The sequence below is a fragment of the Leptolyngbya sp. CALU 1928 genome (assembly GCF_056784215.1).
In genome coordinates this window covers 2068619-2086514 of record NZ_JBXBCE010000001.1, presented here as the reverse complement: position 1 = coordinate 2086514, position 17896 = coordinate 2068619, and the positions used below count along the sequence as shown (strand labels likewise).

13 protein-coding genes are annotated in these 17896 nt (G+C 47.2%); 6 read left to right on the top strand and 7 right to left on the bottom strand.

Annotated elements, in window-relative coordinates; all coding sequences use genetic code 11:
* Positions 1–15: 15 nt before the first annotated feature.
* Together AC1S5B_RS09675 and labA are read right to left on the bottom strand one after the other, a co-directional pair.
* Complete coding sequence (locus AC1S5B_RS09675; RefSeq protein ID WP_482035466.1) at positions 16–1668, bottom strand: 2-isopropylmalate synthase; 1653 nt, start codon at positions 1666–1668, stop codon at positions 16–18.
* Positions 1669–1875: 207 nt separating this feature from the next.
* Positions 1876–2394 carry a low amplitude/bright protein LabA gene (gene labA / locus AC1S5B_RS09670; RefSeq protein ID WP_482035465.1) on the bottom strand — a complete coding sequence of 173 codons (519 nt, stop codon included), beginning with the start codon at positions 2392–2394 and terminating at the stop codon, positions 1876–1878.
* A gap of 764 nt (positions 2395–3158) precedes the next feature.
* Here labA and AC1S5B_RS09665 point away from each other — a divergent pair.
* Positions 3159–5663: a CHASE2 domain-containing protein gene (locus AC1S5B_RS09665; RefSeq protein WP_482035464.1), complete on the top strand. Its 2505-nt coding sequence runs from the start codon at positions 3159–3161 to the stop codon at positions 5661–5663.
* 43 nt (positions 5664–5706) lie between these two features.
* On the opposite strand, the gene AC1S5B_RS09660 is transcribed toward AC1S5B_RS09665, so the two are convergent.
* The 4 genes from AC1S5B_RS09660 to AC1S5B_RS09645 form a co-directional block, all read right to left on the bottom strand.
* Complete coding sequence (locus AC1S5B_RS09660; protein ID WP_482035463.1) at positions 5707–6324, bottom strand: hypothetical protein; 618 nt, start codon at positions 6322–6324, stop codon at positions 5707–5709.
* Between the two features lie 11 nt (positions 6325–6335).
* Positions 6336–7559 (bottom strand): type II secretion system F family protein, encoded by a 1224-nt coding sequence (locus tag AC1S5B_RS09655; protein ID WP_482035462.1) that lies wholly within the window; start codon positions 7557–7559, stop codon positions 6336–6338.
* A gap of 107 nt (positions 7560–7666) precedes the next feature.
* Complete coding sequence (locus tag AC1S5B_RS09650; RefSeq protein ID WP_482035461.1) at positions 7667–8776, bottom strand: type IV pilus twitching motility protein PilT; 1110 nt, start codon at positions 8774–8776, stop codon at positions 7667–7669.
* A gap of 150 nt (positions 8777–8926) precedes the next feature.
* The gene (locus AC1S5B_RS09645; RefSeq protein ID WP_482035460.1) at positions 8927–10930 is read right to left on the bottom strand and encodes a GspE/PulE family protein; all 2004 of its coding nucleotides are present in this window, start codon (positions 10928–10930) and stop codon (positions 8927–8929) included.
* A 505-nt stretch (positions 10931–11435) separates the two neighbouring features.
* On the opposite strand from AC1S5B_RS09645, the gene grpE reads away from it, so the two are divergent.
* The 5 genes from grpE (at position 11436) to rsgA (ending at position 17032) form a co-directional block, all read left to right on the top strand.
* Entirely contained in the window at positions 11436–12158 is a 723-nt protein-coding gene (gene grpE, locus AC1S5B_RS09640; RefSeq protein WP_482035459.1) for a nucleotide exchange factor GrpE, read from the top strand.
* Between the two features lie 149 nt (positions 12159–12307).
* On the top strand, positions 12308–14263 hold the full coding sequence (dnaK, locus tag AC1S5B_RS09635) for a molecular chaperone DnaK (protein WP_482035458.1): 1956 nt from the start codon (positions 12308–12310) through the stop codon (positions 14261–14263).
* Positions 14264–14471: 208 nt separating this feature from the next.
* A complete protein-coding gene (gene dnaJ, locus AC1S5B_RS09630; protein WP_482035457.1) occupies positions 14472–15614 on the top strand; it encodes a molecular chaperone DnaJ in 1143 nt (380 codons plus the stop codon).
* Positions 15611–15877: a sulfurtransferase TusA family protein gene (locus AC1S5B_RS09625; protein WP_482035456.1), complete on the top strand. Its 267-nt coding sequence runs from the start codon at positions 15611–15613 to the stop codon at positions 15875–15877. Before dnaJ ends, AC1S5B_RS09625 begins: the two co-directional genes overlap by 4 nt.
* A gap of 3 nt (positions 15878–15880) precedes the next feature.
* Complete coding sequence (rsgA, locus tag AC1S5B_RS09620) at positions 15881–17032, top strand: small ribosomal subunit biogenesis GTPase RsgA (RefSeq protein ID WP_482035455.1); 1152 nt, start codon at positions 15881–15883, stop codon at positions 17030–17032.
* A 174-nt stretch (positions 17033–17206) separates the two neighbouring features.
* Here rsgA and AC1S5B_RS09615 read toward each other — a convergent pair whose 3' ends face one another.
* Positions 17207–17677 (bottom strand): hypothetical protein, encoded by a 471-nt coding sequence (locus AC1S5B_RS09615; RefSeq protein ID WP_482035454.1) that lies wholly within the window; start codon positions 17675–17677, stop codon positions 17207–17209.
* Positions 17678–17896 lie beyond the last annotated feature (219 nt).

Sequence of the window (17896 nt, the reverse complement as noted above, 5' to 3'; positions counted from 1 at the left end):
ACTGTGAAAATTGAGCTAGCTCTGTGCGGAAATGGTTTCCGCAACCTTGACTGACTCTGCAAGAATTTCGCTTTTCTGCGCCGAAATCGGTTCTTCTTGTTGCAGAGCGGCGAACAAGCGATTGAGCGCGTTGACATAGGCTTGGGCTGAGGCAACCACAATATCGGTGTTGGCGGAGTGCCCAGAGAAAATGCGATCGCCATTGCGGAGGCGAATTGTCACCTCTCCGATCGCGTCAATCCCGGCAGTGACCGACTGCACCGAAAACTCAATCAATTCATTCGGCACCGTCACCACGCGATTAATTGCCTTATAAATGGCATCCACAGGTCCCGTTCCGATCGCGGCATCCGTTCGCTCTTGACCATCCGGCATTCTCAGCGTCACAGTCGCCGTGGGCGAGGCATGGTCGCCGCAGGATACTTGGACTCGCTCCAACCGAAATAAATCCGGTGCTTGCTGAGTTTCATCATGGACAATTGCCTCTAGATCCCAATCGGTGATGTCCTTTTTCTTGTCCGCCAATTCCTTAAAGCGCACAAAAGCTTTATTGAGATCTTGATCGGTCAGTTCAAACCCCAATTCTTTCAACCGAGTCCGAAAGGCATTGCGACCCGACAACTTACCCAAGACAATTTGGTTATCGGTTAAGCCAATCGACTGAGCATCCATAATCTCGTAGGTCAGCTTGTTTTTCAACACGCCATCCTGATGAATCCCCGACTCATGGGCAAACGCATTGGCACCGACGATCGCCTTATTCGGCTGCACCAACATTCCCGTTAGCGTAGAAACCAACCGGGATGTTTTATAGAGTTGGCGTGTGTCAATTTTCGTCAGGGGTGCTTCTGAAGCAGCGGGGCGACCCAAGAACGGGTTGAAGTACTGTCGCCTTACATGTAGCGCCATGACCAATTCTTCCAAGGCGGCATTTCCCGCCCGTTCGCCGATGCCGTTGATGGTGCATTCCAATTGGCGGGCACCGTTTTTCACCGCTTCTAGGAAGTTGGCAACGGCTAAGCCTAAATCGTTGTGCCCATGGACGGAAATAATCGCCTGGTCAATGTTAGGAACGTTTTCCTTAATGCCGCGAATCAGCGCACCGAATTCTGTGGGGGTGGTGTAGCCCACCGTGTCGGGAATGTTGATAGTGGTGGCACCGGCGGCGATCGCTTGTTCTAGGACTTCATAAAGAAAGTCGGGATCGCTGCGTCCGGCATCTTCAGGGGAAAATTCGACATCGTTGACGAAAGATTTTGCGTAGGCAACCATATCTGCGGCGATCGCTTTCACTTCAGCGCGGGTTTTCCGCAGCTTATATTCCAAGTGAATATCAGAGGTGGCAATAAAGGTATGAATCCGGTGATGTGCCGCAGGTTTTACTGCTTCTGCGGCGGCTTTGATATCCGGTTGATTGGCACGCGCCAACCCGCAAATAATTGGACCATCGGGCATGCCAACCGTTTGAGCAATTTTTTGAACCGCTTCAAAATCGCCAGGGCTAGAGTAGGGAAACCCGGCTTCGATCACATCCACGCCCAGCCTCGCCAGTTGCCGTGCGATCGCCAGCTTCTCGTCCACGTTGAGCGTTGCACCGGGAGACTGTTCGCCATCCCGAAGTGTGGTGTCAAAGATGATAATCCGGTCGGACTGAGGCTGAGTGTTCATAAGTTAGACAAGAATTCCATACAGAATAATAGTTCTGGTTACTAGCCTACCGCTTGTTTTAGACAGGTTGGAAATAATTCAACGATTTTTATCATAGTCTCAATCAATCAGAAATTTCCCTTGGATTTTTTGGCGGTCAAAAGCAAATAATTTGCTTGCAATACCGATGGCTCCAAGACCCATTTTTAAGTTAAATAAACACACTTTTTAGTAATCAGTTTTTTCAATTTCTTTGCGGATATCGTTTAAGTCAATGTAATGATCAGTGGCGTTACGAAGTTCACGAGCAATCATTCCTTCCGTGGAAACTACGATGATGTGGGTGCTTTTGCCGCGCAGTAATTCGATCGCCCGCTCAAAATCGCCATCGCCGCTAAACAAAATCACGCGATCGTATTGATCAACGGTATTGAACATATCCACCACGATTTCAATATCCAGGTTTGCTTTTTGCGAGTAGCGACCCGAACTATCATCGTAATACTCTTTCAAAATCTTGGTTCTAACGGTATAACCCAGGCTAATTAGGGCATCGCGGAACCCTCGCTGATCCTGCAAATCTTTAAGCCCTGTATACCAAAATGCATTAATTAGAACGGTGTCGGCTTCACGAGTAAAGTATTCTAAAACGCGTTTTGGATCAAAGAACCACCCATTCTTTTGCTGAGCATAAAACATATTGTTGCCGTCTACAAAAACAGAGAGACGGTTCATCGAATACTGCATAAAAAATCGAAACCTAGAGGTTAAATATTTTAATAACTAATTGTAACAAGTTAATTTAGAGTGACCATAATCGCACAATAGCAACTTGTAGAGTCAATTCATACCTGCAAGAACTAAAGAATGTGTACTTTGTAACTAAACTAACCGAGAATGCTTCGCTCCAGCCTCTAAGGAGTCAGCATTATTGAATCATCTTTAATTGCAAGTCATAACATTAAATAAGTCATCTCATTAAATAGTACTTGTTCCATAGAATCTAACGTATGATTATTTCCTCAGGAAATTCAAATTAGTTTGATTTGTAAAAACAAACTGATCGCTTTCGATCGAGTATAAGTATCAGCTAGAAAGTTTCAACGATTACTAAAGATTCTACCGATTAAATTTAGAGAAGTGTGTCGCGATCGCGAAAATAAATTCTTGCTGGTTAATTTCACTAATAAAAGCGAGGTAAATCAGCAATATCGAATTGTGATAGCCCTTTTACTACTTTAAACAATTTAAGAGAAGAGCTAGCGAGTCGTCTGTGTATAGGCTCTAATAGTATAGGCTCCAGGGTGAGGGTGAAGGATCTAAAGAGCGGCTAGAAATAAAGGGTGCTTTCAAACCGTTTCCATAGAGTAGGTGAAGGATGCAAGACAAGAGTAGTACTTAGGAGGATCGGTTAATTTGGAATTGCGATCGCAGTATTGCCACTTTACTCCTGCCCGATTGACGCTCTCCTAACAGTCTAAGCATGGCAGCCCCTCGCGTGAGTTTTAACTATGCCGCCCGAATCATCCCATCCTCAAACAGAAACGCTGATTGCTGATCCAACAGAGTTTAAGCATTATTGGCGAAATTTTGTTCGCAATCATTTTTCTACATGGCGGCAGATTAACCTTTGGGATGCTACCAACGTGGGGCATGGGCTGCTGATTGTCTGCGCCGTGGCTTCAGGCTTATTCGTTGAGTTCAACTCGAAAAAACTCGACCCACAGGTGCAATCTCAGTTTTTTAAGGTTCGTGGCGCTGTTGTTCCGCCTAGCGAAGTCGTCATTGTCGCAATGGATGAATCTTCTAATTCTCAGGCAAAGAGTTTTTATACAGCCGATCCCAAAAAGTATGTTTACCTAGAGCCATTGACGACCTCTCCTTGGAAGCGGTCAGCTTATGCCCAAGTGATTGATCGCATAATGAGCGCTGGCGCAAAATCTGTTGCGGTAGATCTGATTTTTGATGCTCCCAGTAGTTATCCCCAAGAGGATTTGCGGTTTCAAAAAACCTTGCAGCGCCATGCCGGACGCATCACCTTACCGATTAAATATGACGATATCGGCTCAAAAGCTGGACTGACGCATCAGATTACCTCACCTCAGGAAATGTTTCAGACCCAGCCTGGATCAATGGGATCGATTAACTACCCACTTGAAGTCAATGACGAAATTCATGCGTTTGCCAGTGAGTACCCTAGACGAGTTGAGCGCACCTTAATACGAGAAGGTGATTTCCAAGGTGCTAAGATTTTTTCGCAGATGGCAAGTCAGTATTCGACATTTGCCCAAGCAGCCCTCGATGCCGGTAAAATTCCTTATCAGACACCGAGGGGCGAAAATATCTTTTTTTATGGACCTGCGGAAACTTTTACTCAGATTCCCTTTTGGGAATTGCTAGACCCGGAAACTTGGAAGAATCACCGCCGTAACCAAACCTTTAAAGGGAAGATTGTATTAATTGGTCCCACAGCCGCACTTTACCAAGATATTCATCCGACTCCTTTTGGTCAAATGCCAGGAGTGGAGATTAACGCCAATGCGATCGCGACGCTGCTAGAAAACCGCTCCATTTCATCGGCGCTCCCCAATCTACCAGCCCAAGGTGTTTTTGTAGCCTTGCTGGTGTTATTTGCAGGGTATCTACAAAGCCATAATCGCAAGATTGATCCCCTACGCCGCTTTGCGATCGCGATCGCTCTGGCTTTAGGTTGGGTGACCATCAGCTACAGCACATTTGTGGCGGCACGATTGATTTTGCCAACCGCAATGCCAGCCATGGCGATCGTCCTCAGCGGAGTCTCCTACTTAATCGTAGGCATCAGAAATGAGAAACTGCAACAACAGCGTGCTGAGCAGCAACGGCAGATTATTGAGCAACAACGTCGCCAAGCTCTTCAGCAACACGGCGCATCTCTAGAGGTACAAAATTTTATTCGCGCTAGTGGAGACAGCGATTGGCAAAACGTTATTGATGAACATAACCAAGATATCATCGGCAGAAAGCTGGATGGGCGATACGAAGTGTTAGACGAGCTTGGCTCAGGCGGATTTGGTAAAACGTACAAAGCACGAGATACTCAACGACCGGGTAACCCGCTGTGTGTAGTCAAACAGTTACGCCCTGTCAATACAAGACCGAATGCTTTACAACTGGCAGAAACATTATTTGCACGGGAAGCTCGAACGCTGGAGTTACTAGGAAAACACGACCAGATTCCGCAGCTACTCGCGTATCGAGAAGATCAACTTTACCTAGTGCAGGAATTTATTGAGGGTAACTCCCTCCACAAGGAACTATATAAAAGCCTTTCATCAGGGCGACTGCCCGAATGGAAAGTTATTTATATCGTGCAAGATCTGCTGAACGTTCTAGAGTTTATTCACGGGCACGATGTGATTCATCGAGATATCAAACCTGCTAATATTATCCGCCGACAACATGACAAAAAACTTGTTTTAATTGACTTTGGCGCAGTCAAAGAAATTGCTCAGCAAATTGAGCAAGTAGGCGATACTCAATCTGGCGATAAAGTGACTGTTGCTATTGGCACTGATGGGTTTATGGCACCCGAACAAGCGCTGGGTCAGCCTCGCTTTAGCAGCGATATTTATTCAGTTGGCATTGTTGGCATCTTGGCGCTGACTGGAATGTCTGCTAGAGAATTGAATCAAACGCGAGATCGTGATACCAACGAATTTTATTGGAGAGAGAATGTTCAGGTGAGTTATGCTTTTGCCGCGATTCTAGATACGATGGTGCGCTACAATCACACCGATCGATATCAATCAGCAACTGAAGTATTAGCAGACGTAAAGCCACTTTTCAAGCAGACTAGGAAGGTATGGGAACAGACAAACTCTGCTGAGCTTTCTATCGCACCCCTAGAGGATGGAACGGAACCCCCTTCTCTAGAAGCAACAAAAGCGTGGCCAGAACTTTTTAGCGCTGATTCTCCATCTCCTGACCCTGACGTTGATATTGAATCAGTTGATATCGAATCCCTAAATAGCTAAAAGAATTGTTTAAGCTATCTAGGGATAGCAATGGCAGGTTGGTTTAATCCTGCAAGGTGTCTTGATCATCCATCCACAGGGCTTCTGCTTGCGAAAGTTCTCCTAGTTCTTCTGCGATCGCCCCATCGGGTTCAGGGCGAGTAATAAACGGTAGATAGGCTCCCTTCAAGCCTCGCTTAATTCGCTCCGGGGTGGCTTCACAAATTACAAACAGTGGGTAAGTGCTATCTGCTCCTTCGCTCAGAATGTGGCGATAGCGAAAGGGCATATTCCACTCATAGCCTTGGCTTAGGTAAACTTGGGTATGTCGCCAGCGTCCCAACAAATCGGAAAAGTCTTCCTCTGGGCGATGGATAAACACAAAAATCTCTACGCCTGTTTTGATCTTCCATTCTGGATCGCACATTAGAATGGCAATATCGCAAGGTAGGCAAAGCGTTTCCCCGGCTTGTCCTACCGTATTGACTCCGCTAGATGAGGCGATCGCGCCTCGGAGTCGAACAATTGGCAGAGGGATTGTGATCAAGCTTTCGTCGGGGCGGCGCATACTGGGGATCATTTCCAAGTAGGGGCGATATTGCTTCAATAGGGCGATCGCGGCTGTCGCATCGCTATATTCCGCCAGCGCGTCTTCATAGAAAACTTTTTGAGTCATCATCATCGCGATCGCTATTAACCCAACTTCTCAAACACGGCAAACATGGGTAAGTACATCGCCAACAAAATTGACCCCACCATACCGCCCAACAGCACAATCATGATGGGTTCCATAATGCTGGTTAAAGCTTTTACTGCCTGCTCCACTTCATCCTCATAAAAGTCGGCAACTTTAGACAGCATCTTATCTAGTTCTCCTGTTTCTTCCCCAATGCTAATCATTTGAATTGCCATTAGGGGGAAAACTTGTTCTTTCTGCAAGGCAATACTAATCATGCCCCCGGTTTGAATTTCACGACGAGCCTCATCAACTGCGTTGGCAATAATCTGGTTACCTGCCGTGTCACGCACAATTTCAAGACAAGTCAGAATGGGCACCCCAGAACGAGTCAGCGCTCCAAAAGTACGGCAAAAACGGGCGGTTGCACTTTTTTGGATTAAGTCTCCAAATAAAGGCATCTTCAACATCATGCGATCAACGGTTTCTTTGCCCACTCGCGTTTTGTAATACTGCTTGTAAGCAAACACTAGCCCTGCCACTACTGCGATCGTCATTGCAACGTTGAAAATATTCTGCACAAAATCGCTAATATTCATCATCGCCTGGGTAAAGGCTGGCAACTCAACCCCAATGTCCTTAAAAATCGTGGCAAAAATCGGCAGCAAGAAGCGCACCATGCCAAAAAAGATCAAAATTGCCAACGAGCCTACCGTGACTGGATAGGACAATGCCGCTTTAATTTGGTTCTGCAAACGAGCTACATCTTCTAGAAGTTTTGCTAAACGATTAAGCACTTCATCTAAAACCCCACCCACTTCTCCCGCCTGAATCATCGCGACGTACAAATTATCAAAACACTCAGGATATTTACGCATCGATTCCGATAGACTCACACCCTGCTGCACATCAGCACTCACCCCCAACAGCGCTCTTTTTAACTTTGGGTTTTCGCATTGCTCCGATAAAACGCCTAGCCCTCTGACCATTGCCACGCCCGCGTTGACTAACGCCGCGAACTGCCGAGAAAACACCGCCTTATCTTTAATGGTCACCTTAGCCATTGAGTCACTTAGACTCTTGAGGCTAAAGTTAAAGGACAGTCTTTCCTGCTGCTTGAGTTCTTTAACTAGCAACCCTCTTTCCCTAAAAGAAGCCCGTGCTTCTCGAAGAGACTCGGCGACAATTCTTTCTGTTCGGCTGCCGCTACCGTCTTGAACACGAGCAACAAAAGTCGGCATAGCTAAGTACCTGTGAGGTTTGACGAGATGGGTGGATTACAGTGCTATTATGCCGCTTTTGCATGAGATAGCTTGATTAAATCCTCATTTTAAGCGGCATAGTTTGCTTAGCGTCGTCCAGCACCCGCTTGAGCAGGAGCCGGGGAGTTTCCAATGAGTCGTTGCAGTTCGTCGGGGCGAGACGTTTTAGACATTGCGGCTTCAAAAGTAATAAGATTCTGTTTGTACTGATTTGCTAGTACTGTTTCTAGGGTTTGCATCCCCAATTTGCCGCCCGTTTGAATTGCAGAGTAAATTTGAGCCGTTTTTCCTTCTCGAATTAGGTTGGAAATGGCTGGGGTAATAATCATAATCTCCTGTGCCATGACTCGACCATATTCATTGGGTTTAGGATTCTTTTTAGGGACTAGGGTTTGGCTAAAAACAGCAACCAAAGAGTTAGAAAGCTGTACTCTTACCTGGGTTTGCTTGTCAGCAGGGAATACGTCAATGATCCGATCAACGGTCTGTGAGGCAGAACTGGTGTGTAAGGTGCCAAAAACAAGGTGACCTGTTTCTGCGGCACTGATCGCCAGAGAAATCGTTTCTAAGTCGCGCATTTCGCCCACAAGAACGATGTCTGGATCTTCCCGTAGGGCGGCTTTGAGGGCATTGGCAAAGCTTTTAGTATCTTCTCCAAGCTGACGTTGGTGAATCAAACTTTTAATCGGTTCGTAAACAAATTCGATTGGGTCTTCGATGGTGAGAATGTGTTCGGCGCGGGTGCGATTGATCAGATCAATCATGGCAGCGAGGGTCGTCGTTTTGCCCGACCCAGTGGGACCGGTCACCAAAATCAGTCCTCTCGGTTTTTCTGCCATTTCTCGCACTACGTCAGGCAGCCCTAGTTTGTCAAAGTTGGGAATTTTGGAACTGAGGGCACGAAGGCAAGCAGCATAGGTGCCTCGGTCTTTGTAAACGTTGACTCGAAAGCGGGCAAGCCCTCTAACGCCGTAGGAGCAATCGAGTTCCCAGTTTTGTTCAAGGTTTTTTCGCTGGGTGTTGTTGAGCATACTGAAAATGAGCCGTTGGCATTCTTCAGCAGTGAGGGCTTGATCGCCGATGGGCTGGAGGTGACCACTAATTCGGAAGTAGGGGGGCAGTCCAGCCGTGAGGTGCAGGTCAGAGCCGCCCATTTCGACTAGCTGTTCCATCAAGTCTTCAATCATTAATTCCATCAGGCTACTCCTTCTCGCGGATGATGTTTTACAGATTGTCTGTGAGGGTATTGGCGATCGCGCAGCTTAATCTGCTAGGCACGATGTTTGATGATGGATCAGGCATGACAGGTTTTTAGAATACCCACAATTTTGATCAAGCCTTCATCGTTACTCTTGGAAGCGCGGAGTGAGACAATAGGGACAATCTAGCCATTCTTGCTTCAGTTCTGCGCTACAGGTGCGGCAACTCAAAGAACTCTTCCGTTTGGTTTTCAGTTCTGATTCCAATCCAGAATCCGTGAAAGTCACCCGTTCGATTTCTTCTAGAGTTGTTTCCCCTTGCCGCACCAGATTTAAGCTGTAGGCTAGTAAGGTTGTCATGCCTTCCTCTACCGCTACTTCTTTGAGGGTACTTGTGGGCGCACCTTGGTTAATCAAGGCTTGAACTCGCTCGGTGACCCGCATGACTTCATAAACCCCGCATCGTCCTTTGTACCCGACCCCGTGACATTTCTGACACAACTGTCCTTTTGTGCTGGCTTCTTGAACTTCTTGAGGTTGCAGCGTGTTGGCTTTATATAAAGTCAGTTCACTATCCCCAGAACTGGTTAAGCCAAATCGAGCGAGTTCGTCTCGGCTAGGAGTGTAGGGAATTCGGCACTCACTACATACCCGCTGCACTAACCGCTGAGCAACAACTCCGAGCAGTGCGCCAGACACCATGAAGGGTTCAACGCCCATTTCATCGAGTCGAGCGATCGCGCCAGCCGCATCATTAGTGTGGAGCGTGGTTAAAACGAGGTGCCCGGTTAAAGCCGCTTCGATCGCCGCCTTTGCAGTTTCGCGATCGCGCGTCTCGCCCACCAGAATCACATCAGGATCTTGTCGCAAGAATGCCCGCAGGATCATCGCAAAATCCATGCCCTTCTCGCGAATCACCTGCACCTGAGTTAACCCCGCCATCGTATATTCAATCGGGTCTTCCGCTGTGCTGATATTGACCCCCGGATCATTGCGTTCAGACAGTGCTGAGTAAAGAGTCGTTGTTTTACCAGAGCCAGTGGGTCCCGTAACTAAAATCAACCCAAATGGCTTCGACACCATGCCCTGAACAGTTTTCAGTGTCTCTGGATCGCTAATCAGCTTAACCAGACCCAATTGCGTATCGGAATTATCCAAAATCCGTAACACAACTTTTTCACCGTGCTTACTCGGCAGAGTACTCACCCGAAAGTCAATATTGCGATTGTCATAGCGCCGCCGAATCCGACCATCTTGAGGTAATCTACGCTCAGCAATATCTAAATCAGCCATGATTTTGAAGCGAGCCGTTACTGCCGGAACAATTTTCTTAGGAAACGGCTTATCAAAGGCTTCACGCAGCACCCCATCCCGCCTAAAGCGCACCCTCAAAAACTCTTCCTGCGGCTCAATATGAATATCTGATACGCCTTCTTGCAGCGCTTTAATCATAATTTTGTTTGCCAAAGCAATCACCGGAGCGGCTTCCGCATCGGCAACATTTAGATCCGCTTCTGCTTCCGCCTGAGCGTCTTGCAGATCCATGTAGCCCAAGTCTTCTAGATCGCCTTCGATGTCAACCTTTTGCCCTTCTTCAATCTTTTTCTGCTTTTCAACCTGTTCATCCAAATAGCTAGAAATCAGACGTTGGTAATCTTCATTGGTAATCACCAAACGCTGAAGCGCTAAACCTTTAGGGCGCAGCACCCGATTCAAATCATCTTGGGCAGTCAAATCATCTGGATTCACCATTGCCACCAGGATGTAGGGCTTTTCTGCCTCTTCACCCTTAGACAAAGGAATCAATTTGCGGGCGCGGCACATGTCAACGGGAATTAAAGTGCCAATCAGATCCCCAATCTGCCCTGTTGGAATTTGATTAATTTCTGGATCAAGCGACTCGACTCCATATAGGATCTTTAGCTCGAAAAGCTGCTGCTTTTTATACTGCCGAATCAGATCGGGTGGAAGTTGTTGCCCAGTCAGGGATTCCAAAACATCCAGTAAAGACCTGCCAGACTTGCGGCTGTCTACCAAGGCTTTTTTCATCTGGTCATCATTGACATACCCAGACTGAACCAGCTTATTTCCAAACGGTGAAAAGTTATTTTGGACAACGAGCGCTCGACGTGAAGAAGAGGAGTGAGTCATAGCCTATGGAAGATGAACTCTTTATAAGGTATTCCCAAAACTATCGAATACAAACGATCAAAGAACACAGATAAACGAACTGAATAAACTTAACCTGTGATTCAGCAGCCTCTGTAAGTTGCTGGGCGCGGGATCAAGGCTTTTGACTAACCTTGATTCTCAGATAATAACTTTTGCGGCTGTGTTCGTCAGGTTTTCGTCTGATTTTGTGATGATCTGCATAAGAACAAATTTTTCGGCTCAAGAATATCTCACGTTCTTAGCTGTTTTGGTTAGAAGTGACTCATCTCTGAAATATTTGAAAATCGAAAGTTTCGTTACCTAAATTGCAGTGAAACAGTATTTTTACAAAAAATTCGATTATCTTAGATGAGTCCAAACGGTACGTATTAGGGCAGGCTCGTCTAGAGTCTTTTTTGAGGTCTGCTAGATTTACGCACGGGCTAGGATTTAGAATCAGGGATAATCGCAAGACAACGTCTTCATCGCAATTGGAAAGCCCACAATGATGGAAGAAGAAAATCAGATCGAGGAGATGGAAAAGCCTGTAGCCAGTTCGGCTGAGGGTTTAGGTGTATCGCCGGAGGGGGCACCTGAGGACGCAGAGTTAGAAGGAGTACCGATTAATTTTGGGGATCAACCCGATTCTGAGAGTGCTGAGGCAGGAGCGAAGGTTAACGCGCTCGAAGATGGGGAGTCTTTAGCACGGCTTGCAGCGCTCCAAGGTGAGGTTCAAGCACTAAAGGCTCAGCTAGAAGACCGTACTGGGCAATATATGAGAATTGCCGCAGATTTTGATAACTACCGGAAGCGTACCCAACGCGAGAAGGAAGAGTTTGAGCAGCAGGTAAAATGCTCGACGATTATTGAAATGCTGCCAGTTGTGGATAATTTTGAACGGGCGCGATCGCAAATCAAACCCCAAACTGAGCCAGAAACAACGATTCATAAGAGCTATCAAAGCGTTTATAAGCAACTGGTAGATTGCTTGAAGCGTGTAGGGGTTGCGCCGATGCGGGCGCAGGGCGTGGAATTTGATCCGACCTTGCATGAAGCAGTGATGCGGCAAGCTACGGATGAATATCCAGAAGGAATCGTGATGGAAGAACTCCAGCGGGGTTACTTAATTGGCGATCGCGTGTTACGCCACGCGCTGGTGAAAGTTGCCGCTCCTTTGGAACCCGTGATACTCTCGGAGGAAACTAACTCCAATAATTCGGAGAGCTAGGCGCTTTTGACACGGACTCTAGCGGGGAGAATCCTTAAAAAGTTGAGTTTGGCGTTAAGAAGACTAAACAGTTAACGTTAGGCAATATTAGAACCCTACTGCTTAGCCAATTTTCATATTCACCGCATGTACCTTTACTGCCGCCAACCATGGGAAAAGTCATTGGGATCGACCTAGGTACGACAAATAGCTGTGTTGCTGTCTTAGAAGGCGGTCAGCCTGTTGTAATTTCTAACTCTGAGGGAGGGCGAACCACTCCAAGTATGGTGGGGTTTGGTAAGGCTGGTGAGCGATTAGTGGGGCAACTCGCCAAGCGTCAAGCCGTAACAAACGCTGAAAATACGGTTTTTAGCATTAAGCGGTTTATTGGGCGGCGGTGGGAGGAAACGGAACAAGAGCGATCGCGGGTTCCCTATAACTGCGTGCGAGGCAAAGATGACACGGTCGATGTCCAAATTCGAGGCAGATCGTATACTCCCCAAGAAATTTCTGCAATGATTTTGCAGAAGCTGAAACAAGATGCAGAAAATTACTTAGGTGAAGAAGTCACGCAGGCTGTAATTACGGTTCCCGCCTACTTCAGCGATGCCCAGCGACAAGCCACTAAAGATGCTGGAACTATCGCCGGGCTGGAAGTTCTGCGAATCATCAACGAGCCAACTGCGGCGGCGCTTGCCTATGGCATGGATAAGCAAGACCAAGATCAGTGCGTTTTGGTCTTTGACTTAGGCGGCGGCACCTTTGATGTCTCTATTTTGCAGATGGGCGATGGCGTGTTTGAAGTTAAGGCAACTTCGGGAAATAACCATTTGGGGGGGGATGATTTTGATGATGCGATCGTCCGCTGGATGATTGAAGATTTCAGATCACAGGAAAGCATCGATCTATCTGTGGATAAGATGGCGCTGCAACGGCTAAGGGAAGCAGCAGAGAAAGCCAAGATTGAGCTTTCTAGCACCAAAGCTACCTCTATTAATCTGCCTTTTATCACGGCTGATGAAACAGGTCCTAAACATTTAGAAACGGAGCTAACTCGCGCTAAATTTGAAGAGCTTGCCAGTCAGTTAGTCGAAGGCACCATCCAGCCCACTGAACAAGCGATTAAAGATTCAGACTTAAGCATTGATGCGATCGATCGCATCATCCTCGTCGGCGGCTCCACCCGTATTCCGGCAGTCCAAGATGCCATTCGTAAATACTTCAATGACAAAGCCCCTGATCGCTCGGTTAACCCCGACGAAGCCGTCGCCCTAGGTGCTGCAATTCAGGCAGGAGTTTTAGGCGGCGAAGTTAAAGATTTGTTGCTGCTCGATGTGACTCCTCTTTCTCTAGGAATTGAAACCTTAGGTGAAGTGTTCACAAAAATTATTGAGCGCAACACAACGGTTCCTACAAGCAAAACTCAAGTTTTTTCTACCGCAACCGATGGACAAACTTCCGTCGAAATTCATGCGCTTCAAGGGGAGCGGGCGATGGCGAAAGACAATAAAAGCTTGGGCAAGTTTCAACTCACTGGCATTCCACCCGCTCCTCGTGGGGTGCCTCAGATAGAGGTGGCTTTTGATATTGATGCGAATGGCATCCTTAAAATATCGGCTCGTGACAAAGGCACCGGTCGAGAACAAAGTATCTCCATCTCTAACACGGGGGGCTTGAGCGGCACCGAAATTGAACGGATGCGTCAAGAAGCTGAGGTCTATGCGGATGATGATTCGGCTAGGAAGCAGCTAGTGGATCTCAAAAATCAGGCAGATACCCTGTTCTATAGCTATGAAACGACCCTGCGAGATAATAGTGAGTGGATTAGTGAGGAGCTAAAGGGGCAAGGAGAGCAGCGAGTTGAGGAGCTAAAAGTGGCGATCGCGACTCCAAACATTACGGTTGATGATATGCAGCAGCGACTAGATGCACTTCAGCAAATCTTACTATCCGTGGGTGCTTCAGTTTATGCCCGCACAGCCCCTGCTTCTACCGACGACTTTACCTCTACCGGAACCCAAGATGCCACAGTTGAGTACGATTTAAACTCACATATTCCTAGCGATGATGAATTTAGCTTTGAAGACGATGCCACAATGACCGCAGATTATGAAGCGGTTGACTAGATTATAAGTGGAAAACAAAACTTCACTGCAATGAGCGATCGCCTAAACTAAATTTCTTACTTAAGCTGGAAGATTATTCGCTAAGGTAAAAGGAAGTAGGGTACAAGAAAGCAAGTTGCTCATATCACCTTGTTTTTGATTAACTTCCTATTCATACCGAACTTAAACTTAAAACGCCTAATTCCTCTACTCCTTAAATCAACGTGCTATGGCTGGTGATTACTATGAAACCCTTGGTATTTCTCGCGAAGCAGATAAAGAAGAGCTTAAGCGTGCCTATCGCCGTTTAGCCCGAAAATACCATCCTGATGTCAACAAAGAACCTGGAGCCGAAGAGCGCTTTAAGGAAATTAATCGGGCATACGAAGTCCTCTCTGAGCCAGAACTGCGATCGCGATACGATCGCTATGGCGAACAAGGCGTGAGTGCTGGAGCCGCCGGAGCGCAAGATTTTGGTGACTTCGGTGGATTTGCAGCCGATATTTTTGAAAGCTTTTTCAGTGGATTTGGGGGCGCAAGCGGCACTCAAACCAGTACTCGTCAAAGAGGTCCCGCTCGCGGTGATGATCTCCGGCTAGATTTAAAATTAGATTTCCGAGATGCCATTTTTGGTGGCGAAAAGGAAATTCGTATTAGCCATCTAGAAGGTTGCAATACCTGTGATGGGACGGGTGCAAAGCCGGGAACTCGTCCCAAAACCTGCTCAACCTGCAATGGGGCAGGGCAAGTCCGCCGGGCTGCCCGTACTCCCTTCGGTAGCTTTACTCAAGTCTCTGTTTGCCCTACCTGCAATGGGTCTGGGCAAATGATTGAGGAAAAGTGCGAAACCTGTGGTGGACGAGGACAGCGCCAAGAAACTAAAAAGTTAAAAATCACTATTCCAGCCGGAGTAGACAATGGCACGCGCCTTCGGGTGACAGGAGAGGGCGATTCGGGAATGCGGAATGGACCTCCCGGCGATTTATACGTTTATCTGTTTGTCGCTGAAGATGCTGAGTTCCGCCGAGAAGGGATTAATCTCTTATCTGAGCTAAAAATTAGTTACATTCAAGCGATTTTAGGCTCACGCGTTGAAGTGAATACGCTCGATGATAAGCAAGATAAGCTACAGGAATTAGTGATTCCAGCCGGAACTCAATCTGGAACGGTGCTAAAGCTTGATGGTAAAGGAGTTCCCCGTTTGGGTAATTCAGTCAGCCGGGGAGACCATTTGATCACCGTGTCGATTGACATCCCCACCAAAATTGCGCCTGAAGAGCGGGAATTGTTGGAAAAATTGGCAAAGATTCGGGGCGATCGCACCGAAAAAGGCGGGATTGAAGGCTTTATCGGCAAGGTGTTTGGTTCATGAACAACCTGAATCCGATGATTCAACCCGATGCCCAAATGGATTTACGAGGAACGCCTTGCCCAATTAACTTTGTGCGTACCAAACTACGGTTAGAGCAATTGGCTCCAGGTGCCGTGCTGGAAGTTTGGCTTGATCCCGGTGAACCCGTTGAGCAAGTGCCTGATAGCCTTGCGATGGAAGGCTATTTGATTGAACAAGTTGAAAATCGAACAGACTATTTTGCATTAAGGGTTCGTCGTCCTTTGGCAAACAGCCCTAGTTGAACTATGAGTTCTGATTTGCAGAATTCGTCAACCCTGCCAGATTGCCCGTCTGAGGGTCTTTGGGGAACGGTTGTAGCGGTGCAAGCAAACTACTATCAGGTCAAGCTAAATTCTAGGCAGAATGCAGCAAATCAGGAAATAGAGAAACAGCTTAACAACCTGCCGACTGATCCCCAGAACCTGGAACCTATTCCCGATACGCTTTTGTGTACTCGTCGATCGCGCTTAAAAAAATTGGGTCAGCGGGTGATGGTCGGCGATCGCGTAGAGATTGTAGAGCCCGATTGGCAAGGCGGACGGGGTGCCATCAGCGCCGTTTTACCCCGCAAATCTGAACTCGATCGCCCTCCGATTGCGAATGCTGATCAAATTCTGCTGGTGTTTGCCATGGCAGAACCGCCCCTTGATCCTCATCAGCTCACTCGGTTTTTGGTCAAAGCAGAATCTAGCCAGTTGCCCATTTGTTTGTGCTTTAGCAAAACTGATCTAGTCAGTGCAGAGGAGCAAACCCACTGGGATCAACGAATCCAAGAATGGGGCTATCAGCCAACATTTATTAGCTTGCGTCAACAGACAGGCTTAACAGCCTTGTTGAACCAGCTCAGCGATCGCATAACCGTTGTAGCGGGTCCTTCTGGAGTCGGCAAATCCAGCTTGATCAATTATCTGATTCCTCTAGTCCAACTGCGGGTCAGTGAGGTGTCCGGTAAGCTAGCACGAGGACGGCATACAACCCGCCACATCGAACTGTTTGACCTGCCAGCAGGTGGGCTATTGGCAGATACTCCCGGCTTTAACCAGCCTGACCTCGATTGCCACCCAAAAGATTTAGCTAATTACTTTCCAGAAGCACGACAGCGGCTAGCAGATGCCTCTTGCCAATTCAGCGATTGCCTGCACCAAGATGAGCCAGATTGCGCCGTGCGAGGAAACTGGGAGCGCTATGAGATTTATTTAGTGATGCTGCAAGAAGCGATCGCCCATCACCAAGCCTGCGATCGACAAGGACGCGCAGAAAATAATCTTAAGCTCAAAAACCATCACCGGGGCAATCTAACCTATGAACCCAAACTAGAACCCAAAAAATATCGCCAAATTTCTCGCCGAACCCAGCAACATCAGCTTCAAATCTTGCAAGACGATGAACTGGATTGAGTACAGACTGTTTCTTGATAATGTTCCATGTCAGCGATATCATCCGAAAATTTTTTTGGTAATGCCTGAATTTGGACACTATCAAGAAAAATTTTATGTATTCAGTGGTTAGCTGGCTTCATATTCAAATCAATCAAGGGTTGCAAGACCATGGGCTAATCTTTGATTTAATTCCTAGAGCGGTTGCCCCCCATTCAAACGCTCTTTCCAGAAGAACAGCGTTCGCTGCCAATCCTTTACGGGAAAGCTGCTTTCCGGGCAGAGATTCTCCTTAGCCACTTGCGCGATATGCATATAGGTCATACGCTCATCATCACGGGGAAACTGGGATTGAATTGTATCTGCAATTTGTTTGCTGCTACCGCCGCGACGTAGCGTTTCGCAGGTGCGATCGCCAAACTTATACACTACTTCATCGGGAATATTGGACAGAATCGTGAGGTAAATCTCTGCCTCAGAATATCCAAATTCAGAGTGTTCCTGAATGTGCTGAGCAACGACTTGATTAAAGGTCATTACAGCAGACTGGTCGGGAAGGGAGGGGCTACACCCTGCCAAACTTCCTGACAGCAAGATGACAGCAGTCATCAAAAAATCTTTGAGATGGAACAGCATAGGCTCAAAGGAGCGATCGCATTTCACCATCGTGTTCTGCTACAAATCCTAAACTGACATTTTCACTTTAACCAAGATATTAGATGTCGTTGGCTTGGTTACAGTTTCGGCAGCCAAAACTATTCAACAAAGGTTCAACAATTCATACCTGTAGCAATTGGGTTATGGGTTGCGATCGCCCCTCACCAAGCCTGCGATCGACAAGGACGCGCAGAAAATAACCTCAAGCTCAAAAATCATTACCGGGGC